Raw genomic sequence first — 16619 nt, 5'->3', positions numbered from 1 at the left:
GACGTGGTTGTATGGTTTTCAGTTTGAGATCAAGGTGATTGCCAGGGTGCCTGAGGCCACCCTGTAGGGCAGCTTGCATGGGTGTTGGCTGTGCCGCCGTCATCGCGAGCAGGCTCGCTCCCACAAGAAAATGATGGTGGTGATTCGCCGGCTAGCCTTTCACCGCCGCTTCAATCGCGGCAATGTCGATCTTGGTCATGGTCATCATCGCTTCGAAGGCCCGCTTGGCCATGGCTTTGTCAGGACTGCCGACCGCTTCAAGCAACACCCGCGGGCTGATCTGCCACGACAAACCCCACTTGTCCTTGCACCAGCCACAAGCGCTTGCCTGGCCGCCGTTGTCGATGATGGCGTTCCACAAACGGTCCGTTTCGGTCTGGTCTTCAGTTGTAATCTGGAATGAAAAGGCCTCGTTGTGCTTGAACACCGGCCCGCCGTTGAGGCCGACGCAAGGAATACCGATCACCGTGAAATCAACGGTGATCACATCGCCCTCCTTGCCCGACGGATAATCACTTGGGGCATGGTAGACAGCGTTCACCGCACTGTCGGGAAAGGTTTTTGCGTAGAACCGCGCAGCTTCCTCGGCGTTGCCGTCGTACCAGAGGCAGATCCTGTTTTTATTGTTCATTCCGCTTCTCCGAAAGGGACTGGACGATAAAGTCTAGCAGTCCCCCCGAACGTTGCAGATGGCCGGGCCTCAGGTAAACAGATCGACCCCCAACTGGAACGCAACCCACAATGCCAGGCCTGTGGCAAACACCAGCGCGATGTTCTCGAACAGGTTGTTGCGGTACTCCTTGCCCAGCAAGGACTTCTGGTTGGACATGATCAACAGGCCCAAGGAGATCACTGGCAAGCCGACGATGTTCAGCGCGTTGACGCCGATGGTCAGCGTGACGAAGTCCGGCATGCCCGGCAGCGACCAGATCAGTGGCGTCACCAGGATGAACAGCATGAACCATTTGTGCATCGGGTCACGGTGGAACTCTTTGCCGTAACGCTCCCGGCGCTCGGGGCGCACATGCTGGAAGGCGTCGGTGATGAGCATCGGGAACGCCGTGGTCTTGCCAGAAATGCTGGCGAACAGCGTGGCGAACACACCCACGAAAAATACGTACCAACCGATCGGACCAAAGAATATTTCCAGGGCCTTGCCCAGGTCGCCCAGGGTTTTGACCTCGATGCCGTTGGGTCGCAGGATTTCCGCGCCGACGATCCAGATGGCCAGGTTGATGATGATCCCGACAAACACCGCAAACAGCAGGTCGTTGCGCTGGATACGCTTGTGTTCAGGTCCTACCCAGCCCTTCTGGCGCATCACATACGGATGAACGAAGTTGGCGATGGAACCGGCCACTGCGCCGATCACCGAGACGGCCACCAACAGCGCGCCATGCACGCCTTCATCGGGCGGAATGCTGAAGCCGATGGTGCCTTTGACGATGCCGGCGACATCCGGGCCGGACATCACCGCCAAGGCCAGGAACGCCAGCGTCATGATCGCCAGCAGCCCTTTCATCACGCCTTCGATCATAGAATAGATATTGCGCCCGACGAGCATCCATACCGCCAATACCACCGCCACCGAACACAGCAGCGGGTAGTCAATCTTGAGCAGCATGGCCAGGGCCTCACCGGCCCCCTTGATCATGTAGGCATTCATCAGGTGCCCCATGAGCAGCGCGTACACCAGCAGGAACCAGGCGAAAAACGGATTGAGCTGGGCATACCCCTGCAGGATGGTCATGCCCTGGTTATTGCAGAGCTGGAAGCGCGCGATGATGTTGACGATCAGGTAGCGCAGCAGCAGAGAGACCGCCAGCACCCACATCATCGCGTAGCCGTAGTTCGCGCCGGCCACGGATGACGTGATGAGATCGCCGGCGCCCAGCCAGGAAAGAACGGCGATGATGCCTGGGCCGAGAAGCTTCAGCAGGCGTACGAAACGGCTTTGCACGGGCGCCGCAGCTTGTTCCTCAGCGGTAGGAATGCTCGTCATGGGTGAATCTCCGTTTATTTTTTTTGTAAGAAACGGCCACAGTCGAACATATTAGATACGACGTCGTACAACCATTATTAATCTGTAATTATGTATAAATATTTCACGGCATTTGCTCCGAAATGCCGCTATATCAAGCAGCAGATTGCCCACTAACCCCTCATTTGTTCACCGTTATCGATCATCCAGCGCACTATCGCCGCCAACGGCACCCGATGTTGCCGCAGGGCGCACCAACCGAGACGTTGATGGCGATACAGCTCGACATAATGGCTGAGCAGCACGTGGCTACCGTCCTCGGCCAACCGCAGTTCCACCTCACGGCAATGCAATGCATCCGGCTGGAGCAAACGCATTCGCCGATGCAAGACCAGCGCCTCGTTACTCATCAGCGGCCCCTTCCTCCTGGCATTGCGGATTGTCCTCCACCACCGCCCCCAACTTGCCCTGGGCGACAAGATCGGCACGCCGCTGCGCCGTGGCATCGCGAAGGGCCGCGTAGTAGTCCGCTTCGGTCTGCAATCGATCGGTGATTGGCAACGCCTCGGCACGGCCATCGACAATGCCGCCGACGGTGTTGATCGTGCCCAGGGTCTCGACCGTGCTGCTGTTGTCGCCGAACGGGTCGACGGCAAAACTCAGCACTTTGCCCGTCGCATCCCGCAGGTTGGCGCTGCCCAGCAGTGGCAGTTCCAGGATGGGCCCAGGGGCGAGGTTCCAGACGCCGAAGGTCTGGCCGAAGTCGGCCTTGTGGCGCTCGATGCCCAGTTTGCCCGACACGTCGATCAGCCCGACGATGCCCGCCGTGGAGTTGATGACGAAACGGCCCAGTGTGTTGACCGAACGCTGGGCATTGCCTTGCAGCAGGTCATTGATGAACACCTTGGGCTCGCCGAAGTTCGCCACGAAGTTGTGCACACCGGCCTGGAACATCTCCGGCAGCTTGCGATAACCACGGGCCACCGGTGCCAGTGCGTAGTCATCCACGGTTCGGTTGAAGGCGAAGATGCCACGGTTGACGGGTTCGGCGGGATCGTAAACGGTGTAGGTCGCGCTTTCACACGAGCCTGGTTTTGCGGCTGGCGTGCTGGAGCAACCACTGGCGAGTGCCGCCAATACAACCACGACGGTGGAGCGAACGAACAACGGAACGGGCTGGGTGATCGGCATACGGGATGATCTCGGCGAGGATTGGAGGCGATACCTGTCAACTAAAGAACCGATGCCAGGCACAACGTTTGTGAAGAGGAGGATGCTTGCTGTGGGAGCAAGGCTTGCCCGCGATGCAGGCGACGCGGACTTTCAAATATCGAGGCGCCTGTTTCGCGAGCAAGCTTTGCTCCCACAGAGATTCCCTTGTCACAAGGGTTGTACAGGACTGGCTTGTTTTAACTGACCGACATCAAGGCCATCCTGCCGCCGTTTTTTTTCCCGCAGATTTCCACAATATTGCCCGCCAGCAACTTTATTACCGGGTTGAAATATATGACGCAGGCCCTGGATTGACCCTAGTATTCCCCCTGTATTCATTACCCTGCGTGCCCACCGTGAGCCATTTATTACTGGTGGACGATGACCTCGAAGTCCTCGCCCTCTTGCGCAAATTCCTCGAACAACATGGCTATAGCGTGGACGTGGCCGCCGACGGCAATGCCCTTTGGCAAGCGGTGGAACGCCAGGTGCCGGACCTGATCATCCTCGACGTCATGTTGCCGGGGGACAACGGCCTGGTGCTGTGCCAACGGCTGCGGGCCGAGCACACGGTCGGCATCATCATGCTCACTGCCATGGGCGAATTGAGCGACCGCGTCGTCGGCCTGGAGCTGGGAGCGGACGATTACCTGACCAAGCCGTTCGACGCCCGGGAGTTGTTGGCCCGGGTGCGTGCCGTGCTGCGGCGCACCGGTGAAGCCAGGGCCACGCTGAACGACTCGTCCCGGCCAATCCTGGAGTTCGAAAACTGGCAGTTGGACGTCACCCGGCGCGAATTGCGCTCACCGGACAAGGTCATGATCCCGCTGTCCAGCGGCGAGTTCGAATTGCTGCTGGTGTTTGCCGAACACCCACGCCGGGTGCTGACGCGCCAGCAGTTGCTGGACCTGGCCCGTGGGGAAACCTTCGAGGCGTTCGATCGCAGCATCGACGTCCAGGTCAGCCGCCTGCGACGCAAGTTGGAAACCGACATCCCCGGCGCCTCGATGATTCGCACCGTGCGTAACAGCGGCTATCTGTTCAGCCCCCACGTGGTGAAGCGATGAAGCGCTCGCGCCCGGGCACTCATCGACCAAGGGACACGGTGGCGCGCTGGATTGCCCTGACCACCATGATCGCCATGCTGACCCTGCTCGCCCTCAACGAGCTGTTCAGCCTGCTGGCCGGTACCTGGGCGCGCCCTCCCCTGATGGAAACCGGCCTGATGGAAAGGGCCGCCACCATCACCCGCATCATCGACTCCGTCGCCCCCGAACAACGGCCGGCGATTGCCAAGGCCGCGAGCAACCAGGCATTCAACGCGCAATGGCTACAACGCCATGAGGATGCCCGGCTACCGCTGATCGATGACCCGGAATTCAGCGAAGGCTCGGCGCTCCTGCGCCAGCAATTGGGCCGACCGGACGCCAGGATCGAAGCCTACGAACCGGCCGACTGGCCGGCCAACCAAGCGGACGCGCGCTACGCGGTGATCATCGAACTGGCCGACCATTCCTGGGTGATTTTCTCCGTGCCGTCGCGCAGTTGGGGGCTGGGAGAATGGGCGCGCAACCTGATCATCATCGCGCTGATCCTGCTCTCGACGTTTATCGTCGCGCTGATCGCCACCCGGCACTTGGCCGCACCGCTGGAACGCTTTGCCGAAGGTGCGCGGCGCTTTGGCGTCGACCACCAGGCGCCACCGATTCCAGTCATCGGTCCCCACGAAATCCGCCAGGCGATCCTCGCGTTCAACGCCATGCAAGCCCAGCTCAAGCACTTCCTTCAGGACCGCACCCAGATGCTCGCGGCCATCTCCCATGACCTGCGTGCACCGTTGACCCGCATGCGCCTGCGCGGCGAGTTCATCGAGGATGCCGAGCAGCAATCGCGCCTGTTCCGGGACGTGGATGAAATGCAGGCGATGGTCAATTCCGCCTTGGAGTTCTTTCGCGACGATGCCCGGCTGGAACATGCCACCGCGTTCGACCTGGCAGAACTGCTGCACACCATCGTCGATGACCTCAAAGACGCCGGCACCGAGGTCGCATTCGAAGGCGCCCAGCGCTTCGTGTACGTCGGCCGGCCCATCGGCATCAAGCGCGCCTTGGTCAACCTGATCGACAACGCGATCAAGTATGGCGGCGAGCCGACGGTTCGGCTCCAAGCCGACGCCCACCGGGTGGACATTCGCATCCTCGACCATGGGCCGGGCATTGATGCGCAACACCTTGAGCAGGTCTTCACGCCGTTCTTTCGCATCGAAGGCTCGCGCAACAAGCACACCGGCGGCGTCGGGCTGGGCCTGTCGGCGGCCCGGGCGACGATACTGGAGCATGGCGGGACACTGACCCTGAGGAATCGCAAGGGTGGCGGGTTGGAGGCCAGGGTCTCGCTGCCGCTTGGCTGAAGTGTCCCGATGCATCGATCCGCGCTAAACAATCAGCGCCTTCCTCGGTAGGATGTCGGGCCTTTCCGGCCGGGTCCCTGTCCCGGCAAGGCGCTCTTGTTTGTATCGCTCGGCTCCATGTGCCCTCGCTCGCGCTTACGACAGACAAGAATCGACGGAGCCAAACCAAGGAATTCACCGATGATTCTTATCATTTATGCGCACCCCTACCCCGACAAATCGCGGGTCAACCAGCAGATGCTCAAGCGAGTATCCAGCCACCCGGACGTGGTCATACGTTCGTTGTATGCGCTTTATCCCAACTTCGATATCGATGTCGAAGCGGAACAGCGAGCAGTGGAGCAAGCAGATCTGGTCGTCCTCCAGCACCCGATGTACTGGTACAGCACCCCGCCGCTGCTGAAACTGTGGATCGATAAAGTCTTCACCCACGGCTGGGCCTATGGCAAAGGCGCCACGGTGCTCAAGGACAAGCGGTTGCTGTGGGCCGTGACCACGGGTGGCGAACAGGATCATTTCCAGATCGGCGCCTACCCAGGTTTTGCAACGTTGGCCCAACCCCTCCACGCCACGGCCATCTATTGCGGCATGCGCTGGCTGGACCCCGTTGCCGTGCATGGCGCGTATGCCGCCGACTCCGAGGCCCAACGCGCCCAAATAGAACAGTACGGCGAACGCCTGGCCGCCTGGAAGGAAGATTGAGATGGAGACGCACAGCCTGATTGAAATGCTGATCTACCTGGCCTCGGCGACGCTGATCGTACCGATTGCCGTTCGGTTTGGCCTGGGCCCCGTGCTGGGTTATCTGCTGGCCGGGTGCATCATCGGCCCGTGGGGGCTGAAGCTGATTACCGATGTAAAGGCGATTCTGGAATTCGCTGAAATCGGCGTGGTGCTGATGCTGTTCATCATCGGCCTTGAGCTCGATCCCAAGCGGCTCTGGGCCCTGCGCCGGATGGTCTTCGGTGGAGGCGCCTTGCAGATGCTCGCCTGCGGCGGTGCGATCGCAACATTCTGCGCGGCCCTGGGCCTGAACTGGACGGCGGCGCTGCTGGTCGGCCTGACCCTGAGTCTGTCCTCCACGGCCATCGCCATGCAGGCCATGAGCGAACGCAACCTGACCACCACCGCCGTCGGCCGCAGCAGCTTTGCCGTGCTGCTGTTCCAGGACATCGCGGCCATTCCGCTGGTGGCGATGATTCCGTTGTTGTCGGCCCACGGCGACACGCCTTCAGGCACGGCACTGTTGCTATCGATTGGCAAAATCGTCGCGGCCATCGCCATCGTCGTGCTGTTGGGGCGCTACGTGACGCGACCGCTGCTGCGCTTCGCCGCACGCTCAGGCTTGCGCGAGATTTTCAGTGCCGTCGCACTTTTCCTGGTGTTCGGCTTCGGCTTCCTGCTGGAGGAAGCCGGCTTGTCGATGGCCATGGGCGCATTCCTCGCCGGCGTGCTGCTGGCAAGTTCCGAATACCGCCATGCCCTGGAGAGCGACATCGAGCCGTTCAAGGGCCTGCTGCTGGGGCTGTTTTTCATCGGTGTCGGCATGTCGATCGATTTCGGCACGTTGATCAACGCACCGCTGAAAGTCCTCACCCTGACCCTGGGCTTCATCCTGATTAAATTGCTAGTGATCAAGACCATCAGCCGCTTCTTGAATGTCCCTGCCGGCCAGCGTTCCTGGCAAGCGGTGTTGCTGGGCCAGGGCAGCGAATTCGCCTTCGTGGTGTTCGGTGCCGCGACGCTGGCCGGGATCCTGACCGACCAATGGGGCAAGAGCCTGACCCTGGCGGTGGCGTTGTCCATGTGCCTGACGCCTTTGCTGATCCTGCTGCTGGATCGCTTCGAGTCCGTCACCCAGAAAAACAAGCGCGAATCCGACCTCGTCGACCAGCAGAATCCCCGCGTGATCATCGCCGGCTTCGGCCGCTTCGGGCAGATCGCCGGACGCCTGCTGATGTCCTGCGGCGTCGACGTGGTGGTTCTGGATCACGACCCTGACAACATCGAGACGCTGCGCAAATTCGGCGTGAAAGTCTTTTATGGCGATGCCACGCGCCTCGACTTATTGCATGCGGCCGGTGCGGCCCAAGCGGTGGTCTTGATCAACGCCATCGACAACCAGGAAGACAACCTGACGCTGACCCGACTGGCCCAGGAGCACTTCCCGGCGTTGCAGTTGATCGTACGGGCGCGGGACATGGGCCACCTCATCATGCTGCGGCAGATGGGCGTGGAGGCGGCCGAGCGGGAGACCTTCGAGAGTGCGCTGTCCTTAGGTCGCAGCGCGCTGGAGCGCATGGGCGTCGGGGCTTACGAAGCGCGTGAGCGCGCGGATCAGTTCCGCCGATTGAACCTCAAGATGCTGGAGGAAATCGTCGCCCAGCCGGAAGACGACCTCAAGTTCCGACATGACGCCTACCGCCGCGCCAATGCGTTGCTCACGGAGATGTTCAACGAAGACCGTGCCCACCCCGTGGACAACTGGCCGGAACACCATCGCAACGAAACCGACAAGACGCCGGGCTGACCGACGTCACACCCGCCCGAACTTGCGTCGGTAGGCCATCGGCGTCAGCCCGGTCAGCGCCTTGAACATGCGCTGCAAGTTGGAGCTGCTGCTGAAACCCAGCTCGGCGCCGATGCTGGCCAGGGGCAGCGAGGTCAACGTCAGGCGCTCGCTGACCTGGTTCAACTTGGTGCGCCGGGCGTAGGCCGCGACGGCCTGACCCGTTTCACGGCTGACCTTGCGCGCCAAGGTGCGCTCGGACACCGCCAGCGCGCTTGCCAGGGCCGGCACGGTGATCCCCTCGGCCGGCATCTGCTCGATCAACCCATGCAACTGCCGCAGCCATCCGCTGGGTTGCTCGATCAGCGTGCTGCCCTGGAACGCCGCATGGGGAATGGCCGGACGCGGTAGCACCATGAGCCGGGTGATGTCGCGCAGGACGTCGCTGCTGACGCTGCGCTCGATGAGTTTTTCGGCGATGGGCAGGTAGCCGTTCACCCCGGACGCGGTCGCCGTGCGCGCGTTGAACACGCAGTTCTGTTCGCTTTGCCAATGAACCTTTCGGTATTGCTGTTGCATCGCTTGCGCCAGCCACCAGGTCACCGTCGCGCCCTGCCCGTCCAATCGACCGCTGGCGGCCAGCAGGCAGACACCGGTGCAATAGGACCAGAGCTGCAGTGCTCGGGCTTGCTTCGACAACGCGCTCGAAAGGGCTGTTTGCTCGGCGAGCACCGCACTCACCTGCTCGGCGGACTCGGCCCAGAAACCAGGCACCAGGACGGCATCCAGCCCGGTGCTGCCCAAGGCCGCTTCCGCGTGCAGTGTCACGCCGTGGGCACACAGCACCGACCCGGCCTGCAACGCGATGTAGCGCGCCTCGAACAGCGCCCGCCCTCGCCTGCGGTTGGCGGCGTGCAGCAGATCGGCAAAGGCGAACAGGCCAGCGGGCATGCAGCCGGGAAACAGGAGCAGACCGATTCGGAGTTTTTGGGTCATGGCATGAAACGAATCAAAGATGTCAGATCCGGCCATTATGCACACCGGACCGGATCGGCACCATGAAGCACTCGCTCAACAGGAACGCCTCATGAACATCCAGCAGATCCGTAACGCCACGATCCTTCTTGAATTCGGCCCCTATCGCGTGCTCGTCGACCCGATGCTGGCAGACAAGGGCACGCTGCCGCCGCTTCGACTGTTTGGTGCCAACCAGCGCAATCCGCTGGTGGCGCTTCCGGCGTCAACAGCGAAGGACCTGGAGACGGTCACGCACTGCCTGATCACCCACTGCCAGAAAGGCCATTTCGATCATTTGGACCGCGCGGCCAAGTGCTGGCTGAGGGAAAGACAGATCCCGGTCATCTGCACACCCCATGACGCCCCGTACCTGGCCAAGCGTGGCTTGAACGTCCAGCCACTTGCCCAGGCACATGACCAACCCAACCCCTTCCTCGGCGGCACCATTCGCTCCGTGAGATGCACCCACGGGCTGGGCTTGGTGGGCAAGTTGATGGAACACGGCGTCGGCTACCTGATCGAGCTGCCCGGCGAACCGAGCGTCTACCTCACCGGCGACACCGTGCTCACCTCCACCGTGCGCGAATTCGTCTTGCGCCACCAGCCGCAGGTCAGCGTGGTGCCGGCAGGCGGGGCACGGTTCGACATTGGCGGCGACATCATCATGGGCATCGACGAGACGCTGGAATTCACCCGCCTGAGCCGTGGGACCGTGGTGGCCAATCACTTGGAAGCGATCAGCCACTGCCCGACGACCCGCAAGGCCTTGGCCGAGGCCGCCGCGAGGGCTGGTGTTGGAGGTCGGTTGTTGATACCGGAGGATGGTGAGAGGTTGGTTTTCCAGGCGGCCTAGATTGCATCCAGCTCGGCGAGCAGTTGCGCAGGAATCGTCAGTTCACTCGCCGTGAGGTTTTCCCGCAGGTGCGCCACGGACGATGTGCCGGGAATCAACAGGATATTCGGCGCGCGTTGCAGCAACCACGCCAGGGCCACGCACAGCGGTGACGCCTGCAAGCGCGCCGCCACGCTGGACAGGGTTTCCGATTGCAGTGGCGTAAACCCACCCAGCGGGAAGAACGGCACGTAGGCGATGCCCTGCCGGCCCAGGTCGGCGATGAGTTGTTCGTCGTCGCGATGGGTCAGGTTGTAGTGGTTCTGCACGCAGACCACCTCGGCAATGCCCTGGGCCTCCTTGACTTGTGCGGCTGTGACGTTGCTCAGGCCCAAGTGGCGGATCAGGCCTTGGCGCTGCAGCTCGGCCAGTGCCGTGAAGGATGCCTCGATGGAGTCTTCGGTGGGCGCATGCAGGTCGCCCCACACCCGCAGGTTGACCACGTCCAGGACCTCCACGTCGAGGTTGCGCAGATTATCGTGGACCGCACGGGTCAATTCGGCGGGGCTGTGGGCCGGGTTCCAGGACGCGTCGGCACCGCGCACGGCGCCGACCTTGGTCACGATGACCAGGTCCTGGGCGTAAGGGTGCAGCGCTTCACGGATCAACCGGTTGGTGACATGGGGCCCGTAGAAATCGGCGGTGTCGATATGGTTGACCCCGCTCGCCAACGCTTCGCGCAGCACGGCGACGGCGGCGGCCGGGTCTTTCGGCGGGCCGAAGACCTGGGGCCCCGCCAACTGCATCGCGCCATAGCCCATGCGATTGACCGTGCGCTCGCCCAATAAAAAGTTGCCCGCCTTGTCTGCAATGTTCATCTCGTAGCCCTCGGATCGATGTGAGTGGGCCGACTATAGGCGTTGACCATTCCCGTGATAATCAGGTGCAATCAGCACGGGTTGTACGGTGGAGAGAACAATGGCGACGGATATTCAAGACTTGCTGGCCTTCGTGGCGGTGGTCAATGCGAAGGGCTTTCGTGAAGGCGCGCGGTTGAGCGGCAAGTCCGCGTCGAGCCTCAGCGACGCCGTACGGCGGATGGAAAGCCGGCTCGGCGTGCGCCTGCTCAACCGCACCACCCGCAGCGTGGTGCCGACCGAGGCCGGCGCCCGGTTGATGGAACGCATCGTGCCGGCCCTGGGCGAAGTCGAGGCGGCGATGGACGTGGTCAACGATTTTCGCGACCGCCCTTCCGGCACCCTCAGGCTGAACGTGCCCGTCAGCGCCGCCCGGCTGGTGTTGCCGGCGATTATCACGCCGTTCCTGAAAAGCTACCCCGACATCCGCCTGGAAGTGGTCACCGAAGAGAGTTTCGTCGACATGCTGGCAGCTGGCTGTGACGCGGGGATTCGCTACGACGAACGCCTGGAGCAAGACATGATCGCCATCCCCATCGGCCCGCGGTTCCAGCGCTTCGCCACGGCCGCGGCACCGGCGTACCTCGACGCCCGGGGCCGCCCCGAACATCCACGGGACCTGCTGGGGCATGCCTGCCTGACGGGCAAGTTTCCCAGCGGCGCCCTGCCCTTGTGGGAATACGAACGTGACGGCGAAACCGTGAGCGTCGACCCGAGCGGCCCGTTGATCGTGCGCATCGGCGGCGCCATGGACCTGGCGGTGCAGGCGGCGGTGGATGGGCTGGGCATTGTCCACCTGTTCGAGGACTGGCTACGGCCCCACCTGGACAGCGGCGCCCTCGAACCGGTGCTCGAACCCTGGTGGCAGCGTTTTACCGGGCCGTTCCTCTACTACCCTGGCCGGCGCTACTTGCCTTCGCCGTTGAGGGCGTTTGTGGACTTCATCCATGCACAACGCTGTGGGAGCGAGCCTGCTCGCGAAGGCGCCAGCACATTCAGCATTGATGCAAGCTGATCCACCGCTATCGCGAGCAGGCTCGCTCCCACAGGGGCTTGGCGGTGTAGCTGAAAATCCTGACCCACCACAACTCCATTGTGGGAGCGGGCTTGCCCGCGAAGGCGCCAGCACATTCAGCATTGATGCAAGCTGACACACCGCTTTCGCGAGCAAGCCCGCTCCCACAGGGGCTCGGCGGTGTAGCTGAGAATCCTGACCCACCACAACTCCATTGTGGGAGCGGGCTTGCTCGCGAAGGCGGCGGCACATTCAGCATTGATGCAAGCTGATCCACCGCTTTCGCGAGCAGGCTCGCTCCCACAGGGGCTCGGCGGTGTAGCTGAGAATCCTGACCCACCACAACTCCATTGTGGGAGCGAGCCTGCTCGCGAAGGCGTCAGTGCATCCACCCAATTGCCCGCTCGTCTCCCCGCCGCGAGGATTTTCGAACCAAGCATTTCGCCACGGGTTCGGACCTACATGACACCGCCGAAAGCCACGGCAACCACGGTTTGAACGGCGGGTACATCAAGGCTTCTTCGCGTTTCACTGCCGGAGTTTTCGCTATGTGTGACGGTCTGGTTCAACACGTTTCTTCAAAAGATTCCCTGGCGTACTTCGCCCAGCGAGACACCTCCGGCAGCCGTTTCGGTACATCCGTCACGCCCCTGGACCTGTACGAGACAACGCCGCCCAAGGCTCAGGAGCGGCACAGCCTGGTCAAGCCGAATATGCAGGTCAGCGCCATTCGCCGTCGCGGTGGGCACTTGGAATGCATCAAGGTGCGCTGGGGCTGGTCGCCGATCTGGTCGGTGGGCACCATGCCGCCGCTGACGCACCTGCCCTTGCACCTGGTCATGCGTTCCAAGGTTTTCGATCCCATCAAGCACGAAGGCCGCGTGCTGGTCGCCGTGGAGGGCTGGTATGAGTCGCAAGCACCCGCCTCGCCGTCACAGGCGCCACGCCTCACCTACATGACCGCTCGGCAATCAGCGCCGATCTTCCTGGCCGCCCTGGCCCAGGCCAGCGAGACCCCGTTTGGGTGTGACGGCTTGGCCCTGGTGACCTATGGCGACATCGCCAACCAGCAACAACGGGTGCTGGCGTTCAGCGCCGAGGATGCACTCGACTGGCTGGAGCCCGAGCTGGGATGGGAACAGGCACAACAATTGGTCGCACGCCTGAACGGCACGCAACCGCCCCTTGAACCGGCGCAAACCACCCAATGTCCTGCCCAGGGCGGACTTTGATTCCAGGAGATGAAGCCATGTACGTGATCATGGGCGCCACCGGCCACGTTGGATCGGCCACGGCCCGGGCCTTGCTGGCGCCAGGGCATGCCGTGATCGTCATGACCCGCAATGCCAGCCACGCCGCTGAATGGCACGCCAGGGGCGCTCAAATCGTCGAAGCCGATGCTGAGAATGTCGAGTCATTGCGTGCCGCCTTTCGGCTCGGGCGCAGGGCGTTCATTCTCAACCCGCCCGCCGCGCCCAGTACCGATACCGACACGGTGGAACGACGCACGGTCGCCAACATCCTCGCCGCCCTTGACGGCTCGGGCCTGGAGAAAATCGTCGTGCAATCCACCGCCGGCGCCCAGCCCGGTGAGCGCATCGGCGATCTCAGCGTCTTGTGGGAATTGGAAGAAGGCGTGCGCAACCAGTCGATCCCAGCGGCGATCAATCGCGGGGCTTACTACATGAGTAACTGGGACAACCTGCTCGACACCGCCCGCGAAACCGGCAAGCTGCCCACGCTATTCCCCGCCGACCTGGCGTTTCCCATGGTAGCGCCCCGGGACCTGGGTGAAGTCGCCGCCGCGCGCCTGCTTTCGCCGATTGACGACGTTGGCGTGCGTCATGTGCAAGGGCCTCGCCTGTACTCGCCCAACGATGTGGCACGGGCGTTTTCCCAGGCGTTCGGCCGGCCGGTCGAGGTCCAGGTGATACCCAGGGACCAATGGGAAAGCAGTTTCCAGAGCCTCGGTTTCAGCCCCGCTGCGGCGCAGTCCTATACGCGCATGAGCGCCGTCAGCCTCGACAGCGGCTTCGACGTGGGCGATGACGCGGCCCTGCACGGCACCACGACGGTGGAGGCCCACATCCAGGCGCTGGTGCAAAACCGAGGGCTGGAAACGCACGGATAAAGGAATACAGGAACGGCGCGGCAATGGACGGTAAACTGCGGCGGTCCTTTTTCTTTCCTGCATGAGGCTTTGCATGAGCAACCCAGACATCACGTTTATTCCAGATCCGGATACCGATTCGATTTCCTCGGATGTCGCCGGCTTCGGCGGCCTGCTGGTTTCAACGCAAATCCCCACCCGCGCCGATGGCAGCCTGGAACTGGGCGACATCACGCTGCAGAGCGAATGCACACTGCAAGCCCTGAAGACCGCCTTGGAGGGTGCCGGCAGTTCCATGGACCGGGTGTTGCACCTGACCATTTACTTGACCGACATGGCGGATCGCGCCGCGTTCAACGAGGTCTACCAACGCTTCTTCGCCAACCCTTGGCCGGTTCGCGCCGCCGTGGGCGTGGCATCGTTGGCGGTTGAAGGGATGAAAGTGGAAGTGACGGCGATGGCGGCGAAGGGTTAAGCGGACGCACTGCACCGTTGTAGCACTGCACTGCTTTTGTGGCGAGGGAGCTTGCTCCCGCTGGGTGGTGAAGCCGCCCCAAAATTTCTGCATTGAGCAAAAAAACTTGGGCCTGCTGCGCAGTCCAGCGGGAGCAAGCTCCCTCGCCACAGGGGTTTGGCTGGCAATCGCTTAACAAATCCCCGCCTATACTTCTCTGCCAATCCCCACTGGGGCCTGCACTTCCAACAATAAAAAGCAGAGGTGGAACATGGTCTGGCAACAAGTCTACGATCCCTTCGGTAATGCGGTGCTGTCGACGCTCCTGGCGGCGGTTCCGGTGGTGGTGATGCTGGCGTCCCTGGCGTTCTTTCATGTCAAGGCGCACCTGGCGGCGTTGTACGCCCTGGCCTCGGCCTTGCTGATCGCGATCTTCGCCTTCGGCATGCCCGCCGGCATGGCCGGTTCGGCGGCGTTGTATGGCGCGGCCAACGGCCTGCTGCCCATCGGCTGGATTGTGCTCAACATCATTTTCCTGCACCGGCTGACCACCGAAAACGGCTCGTTCAAGGTCCTGCAGGACTCCCTCGCGCGCATCACCGACGACCGGCGCCTGCAATTGCTGCTGATCGCCTTTTGCTTCGGCGTGTTCTTTGAAGGCGCCGCGGGTTTCGGTACGCCAGTGGCGGTGACCGGGGCGATCCTGATCGGGCTCGGGTTTTCACCCTTGGCCGCCTCGGGCCTGGCACTGATCGCCAACACCGCGCCCGTGGCCTTCGGCGCCCTCGGCACACCGATCATCACCCTGGCCAAAGTCACCGGGCTGGATGAAATGGAATTGTCGATGATGGTCGGTCGGCAGTTGCCGTTCTTCTCGGTGCTGGTGCCGTTCTGGTTGATCTGGGCCTTCGCCGGGTGGCGCAAGATGCTGGAGGTCTGGCCGGCGATCCTGGTGGCCGGCGTCAGCTTCGCCATCCCGCAGTTCCTGGTGTCCAACTACCACGGGCCGATGCTGGTGGATGTCATCGCCGCGTTGATCTCAATGGCCTGCCTCACCGGTTTCCTCAAGATCTGGAAACCGGCCACGGTGCATACGTCCGCGGCGTTGACGGGGCGCCACGATGACTCGAAGATCGACGCGAGCGAACAGCAGCAACCGGTCACCACCGGCGCTTTCGGCAGTGACAATCGCCCCGCCGTGCTGCGTGCCTGGATGCCCTGGATCATCCTCACGGTATTCGTCTTCGCCTGGGGCACCCAGGGCTTCAAGAATCTGTTCGACACCCGCCCGGCACTGGACCCGCAAACCCAATCGGTCAAGCTTGACCCTCAAGGCAAGCCGATGCGCGAGGCCAATCCGATCTTCTCGCCGCTGCTGACCTTCGGCACCATTCACCAGCAGATCGAAAAAGTCCCACCCGTGGTCCCGCAGCCGAAAACCGAGGAAGCGGTCTACAAGTTCAACTGGTTCACCGCCACGGGCAGCGGCATCTTCCTGGCGGCGATTCTCGGTGGTTTGCTGATGGGCTACTCCATCCCGCAACTGGTGCGCCACTACCTGCGAACGCTGTGGGTGGTGCGCTACTCGCTGATCACCATCGTGGCGATGCTGGCGTTGGGGTTCCTCACGCGTTATTCAGGCCTGGACGCGACCATGGGCCTGGCCTTCGCCGCCACGGGCATTTTTTATCCGATGTTCGGCACCCTGCTGGGCTGGCTCGGCGTGGCGCTGACCGGTTCGGACACGGCGTCCAACGTGTTGTTCGGCGGTTTGCAACGGGTGACGGCGGAACAGTTGGGCATCAGCCCGGTGCTGATGGCCGCGGCCAACAGTTCTGGTGGGGTGATGGGAAAAATGGTCGACGCCCAGTCGATCGTGGTCGCCTCGACCGCGACCCGTTGGTACGGCCACGAAGGCGAAATCCTGCGCTACGTGTTCTTCCACTCGGTGGTATTGGCGATTCTGGTGGGCGGGCTGGTGACGCTGCAGGCGTACGTCGAGCCGTTCACGCAGATGGTGGTGGGCGGACGTTGATAGATGGGGACGTGAGGATGTGCTTTTGTGGCGAGGGAGCTTGCTCCCGCTGGGCTGCGTAGCAGCCCTTGTTTTGCGATTGCTGCGCAATCGAGCGGGAGCAAGCTCCCTCGCCACAGTAAGCACG

16 protein-coding genes are annotated in these 16619 nt (G+C 62.5%); 10 read left to right on the top strand and 6 right to left on the bottom strand.

The features are described from left to right. Positions 1-151 precede the first annotated feature (151 nt). The 4 genes from J3361_RS01075 to J3361_RS01060 form a co-directional block, all read right to left on the bottom strand. On the bottom strand, positions 152-631 hold the full coding sequence (locus J3361_RS01075) for a VOC family protein (RefSeq protein ID WP_207961597.1): 480 nt from the start codon (positions 629-631) through the stop codon (positions 152-154). A 69-nt stretch (positions 632-700) separates the two neighbouring features. Beyond that, a complete protein-coding gene (locus J3361_RS01070) occupies positions 701-2002 on the bottom strand; it encodes an Nramp family divalent metal transporter (RefSeq protein WP_207961595.1) in 1302 nt (433 codons plus the stop codon). A gap of 152 nt (positions 2003-2154) precedes the next feature. Continuing rightward, entirely contained in the window at positions 2155-2391 is a 237-nt protein-coding gene (locus J3361_RS01065) for a hypothetical protein (protein ID WP_207961586.1), read from the bottom strand. After that, positions 2384-3172, bottom strand: coding sequence for a VacJ family lipoprotein (locus J3361_RS01060; RefSeq protein WP_207961585.1), 789 nt, complete (start codon positions 3170-3172; stop codon positions 2384-2386). Before J3361_RS01060 ends, J3361_RS01065 begins: the two co-directional genes overlap by 8 nt. A gap of 377 nt (positions 3173-3549) precedes the next feature. Between J3361_RS01060 and J3361_RS01055 the strand changes: the two genes are divergently transcribed. The 4 genes from J3361_RS01055 to kefC all read left to right on the top strand — a co-directional run bounded on the left by J3361_RS01055 (position 3550) and on the right by kefC (position 8133). Continuing rightward, positions 3550-4260, top strand: a complete 711-nt coding sequence (locus J3361_RS01055) for a response regulator (RefSeq protein WP_186729669.1) — start codon at positions 3550-3552, stop codon at positions 4258-4260. Continuing rightward, the gene (locus tag J3361_RS01050) at positions 4257-5603 is read left to right on the top strand and encodes an ATP-binding protein (protein ID WP_207961584.1); all 1347 of its coding nucleotides are present in this window, start codon (positions 4257-4259) and stop codon (positions 5601-5603) included. The genes J3361_RS01055 and J3361_RS01050 overlap by 4 nt, the downstream gene beginning before the upstream one ends. A gap of 180 nt (positions 5604-5783) precedes the next feature. Further along, complete coding sequence (kefF, locus tag J3361_RS01045; RefSeq protein WP_207961583.1) at positions 5784-6305, top strand: glutathione-regulated potassium-efflux system oxidoreductase KefF; 522 nt, start codon at positions 5784-5786, stop codon at positions 6303-6305. Between the two features lies 1 nt (position 6306). Further along, positions 6307-8133, top strand: coding sequence for a glutathione-regulated potassium-efflux system protein KefC (gene kefC, locus J3361_RS01040; RefSeq protein WP_207961582.1), 1827 nt, complete (start codon positions 6307-6309; stop codon positions 8131-8133). A 6-nt stretch (positions 8134-8139) separates the two neighbouring features. Here the strand turns inward: kefC and J3361_RS01035 are convergent, their stop codons facing one another. After that, on the bottom strand, positions 8140-9108 hold the full coding sequence (locus J3361_RS01035) for a helix-turn-helix domain-containing protein (RefSeq protein ID WP_207961581.1): 969 nt from the start codon (positions 9106-9108) through the stop codon (positions 8140-8142). A gap of 91 nt (positions 9109-9199) precedes the next feature. On the opposite strand from J3361_RS01035, the gene J3361_RS01030 reads away from it, so the two are divergent. Beyond that, on the top strand, positions 9200-9982 hold the full coding sequence (locus J3361_RS01030) for an MBL fold metallo-hydrolase (protein ID WP_207961580.1): 783 nt from the start codon (positions 9200-9202) through the stop codon (positions 9980-9982). Here J3361_RS01030 and J3361_RS01025 read toward each other — a convergent pair. Further along, positions 9979-10839 carry an aldo/keto reductase family oxidoreductase gene (locus J3361_RS01025; RefSeq protein ID WP_207961575.1) on the bottom strand — a complete coding sequence of 287 codons (861 nt, stop codon included), beginning with the start codon at positions 10837-10839 and terminating at the stop codon, positions 9979-9981. The two genes, J3361_RS01030 and J3361_RS01025, sit on opposite strands and share 4 nt — an antisense overlap. Before the next feature lie 100 nt (positions 10840-10939). Between J3361_RS01025 and J3361_RS01020 the strand changes: the two genes are divergently transcribed. The 5 genes from J3361_RS01020 to J3361_RS01000 all read left to right on the top strand — a co-directional run bounded on the left by J3361_RS01020 (position 10940) and on the right by J3361_RS01000 (position 16492). Then, complete coding sequence (locus J3361_RS01020; protein ID WP_207961574.1) at positions 10940-11893, top strand: LysR family transcriptional regulator; 954 nt, start codon at positions 10940-10942, stop codon at positions 11891-11893. Between the two features lie 548 nt (positions 11894-12441). Further along, on the top strand, positions 12442-13125 hold the full coding sequence (locus tag J3361_RS01015; RefSeq protein WP_207961573.1) for an SOS response-associated peptidase family protein: 684 nt from the start codon (positions 12442-12444) through the stop codon (positions 13123-13125). Between the two features lie 17 nt (positions 13126-13142). Then, the gene (locus J3361_RS01010) at positions 13143-14024 is read left to right on the top strand and encodes an NmrA family NAD(P)-binding protein (RefSeq protein WP_207961572.1); all 882 of its coding nucleotides are present in this window, start codon (positions 13143-13145) and stop codon (positions 14022-14024) included. 73 nt (positions 14025-14097) lie between these two features. Then, a complete protein-coding gene (locus J3361_RS01005; RefSeq protein ID WP_207961565.1) occupies positions 14098-14478 on the top strand; it encodes a RidA family protein in 381 nt (126 codons plus the stop codon). Positions 14479-14728: 250 nt separating this feature from the next. Continuing rightward, positions 14729-16492 (top strand): L-lactate permease, encoded by a 1764-nt coding sequence (locus J3361_RS01000; protein ID WP_207961563.1) that lies wholly within the window; start codon positions 14729-14731, stop codon positions 16490-16492. Positions 16493-16619: the final 127 nt, after the last annotated feature.

Origin of the sequence: Pseudomonas sp. OA65 (genome assembly GCF_017498305.1) — a bacterium.
Lineage (GTDB): Bacteria > Pseudomonadota > Gammaproteobacteria > Pseudomonadales > Pseudomonadaceae > Aquipseudomonas > Aquipseudomonas zanjanensis.
Note: the sequence above shows the minus strand (reverse complement) of the source record. Positions and strands in the feature narration are given on the sequence as shown.

Coding starts and splice junctions, on each gene's coding strand:
- J3361_RS01075 (WP_207961597.1), bottom strand. CDS start 631: ATGAACAATAAAAACAGGATCTGCCTCTGGTACGACGGCAACGCCGAG.
- J3361_RS01070 (WP_207961595.1), bottom strand. CDS start 2,002: ATGACGAGCATTCCTACCGCTGAGGAACAAGCTGCGGCGCCCGTGCAA.
- J3361_RS01065 (WP_207961586.1), bottom strand. CDS start 2,391: ATGAGTAACGAGGCGCTGGTCTTGCATCGGCGAATGCGTTTGCTCCAG.
- J3361_RS01060 (WP_207961585.1), bottom strand. CDS start 3,172: ATGCCGATCACCCAGCCCGTTCCGTTGTTCGTTCGCTCCACCGTCGTG.
- J3361_RS01050 (WP_207961584.1), top strand. CDS start 4,257: ATGAAGCGCTCGCGCCCGGGCACTCATCGACCAAGGGACACGGTGGCG.
- kefF (WP_207961583.1), top strand. CDS start 5,784: ATGATTCTTATCATTTATGCGCACCCCTACCCCGACAAATCGCGGGTC.
- kefC (WP_207961582.1), top strand. CDS start 6,307: ATGGAGACGCACAGCCTGATTGAAATGCTGATCTACCTGGCCTCGGCG.
- J3361_RS01035 (WP_207961581.1), bottom strand. CDS start 9,108: ATGACCCAAAAACTCCGAATCGGTCTGCTCCTGTTTCCCGGCTGCATG.
- J3361_RS01030 (WP_207961580.1), top strand. CDS start 9,200: ATGAACATCCAGCAGATCCGTAACGCCACGATCCTTCTTGAATTCGGC.
- J3361_RS01025 (WP_207961575.1), bottom strand. CDS start 10,839: ATGAACATTGCAGACAAGGCGGGCAACTTTTTATTGGGCGAGCGCACG.
- J3361_RS01020 (WP_207961574.1), top strand. CDS start 10,940: ATGGCGACGGATATTCAAGACTTGCTGGCCTTCGTGGCGGTGGTCAAT.
- J3361_RS01015 (WP_207961573.1), top strand. CDS start 12,442: ATGTGTGACGGTCTGGTTCAACACGTTTCTTCAAAAGATTCCCTGGCG.
- J3361_RS01010 (WP_207961572.1), top strand. CDS start 13,143: ATGTACGTGATCATGGGCGCCACCGGCCACGTTGGATCGGCCACGGCC.
- J3361_RS01005 (WP_207961565.1), top strand. CDS start 14,098: ATGAGCAACCCAGACATCACGTTTATTCCAGATCCGGATACCGATTCG.
- J3361_RS01000 (WP_207961563.1), top strand. CDS start 14,729: ATGGTCTGGCAACAAGTCTACGATCCCTTCGGTAATGCGGTGCTGTCG.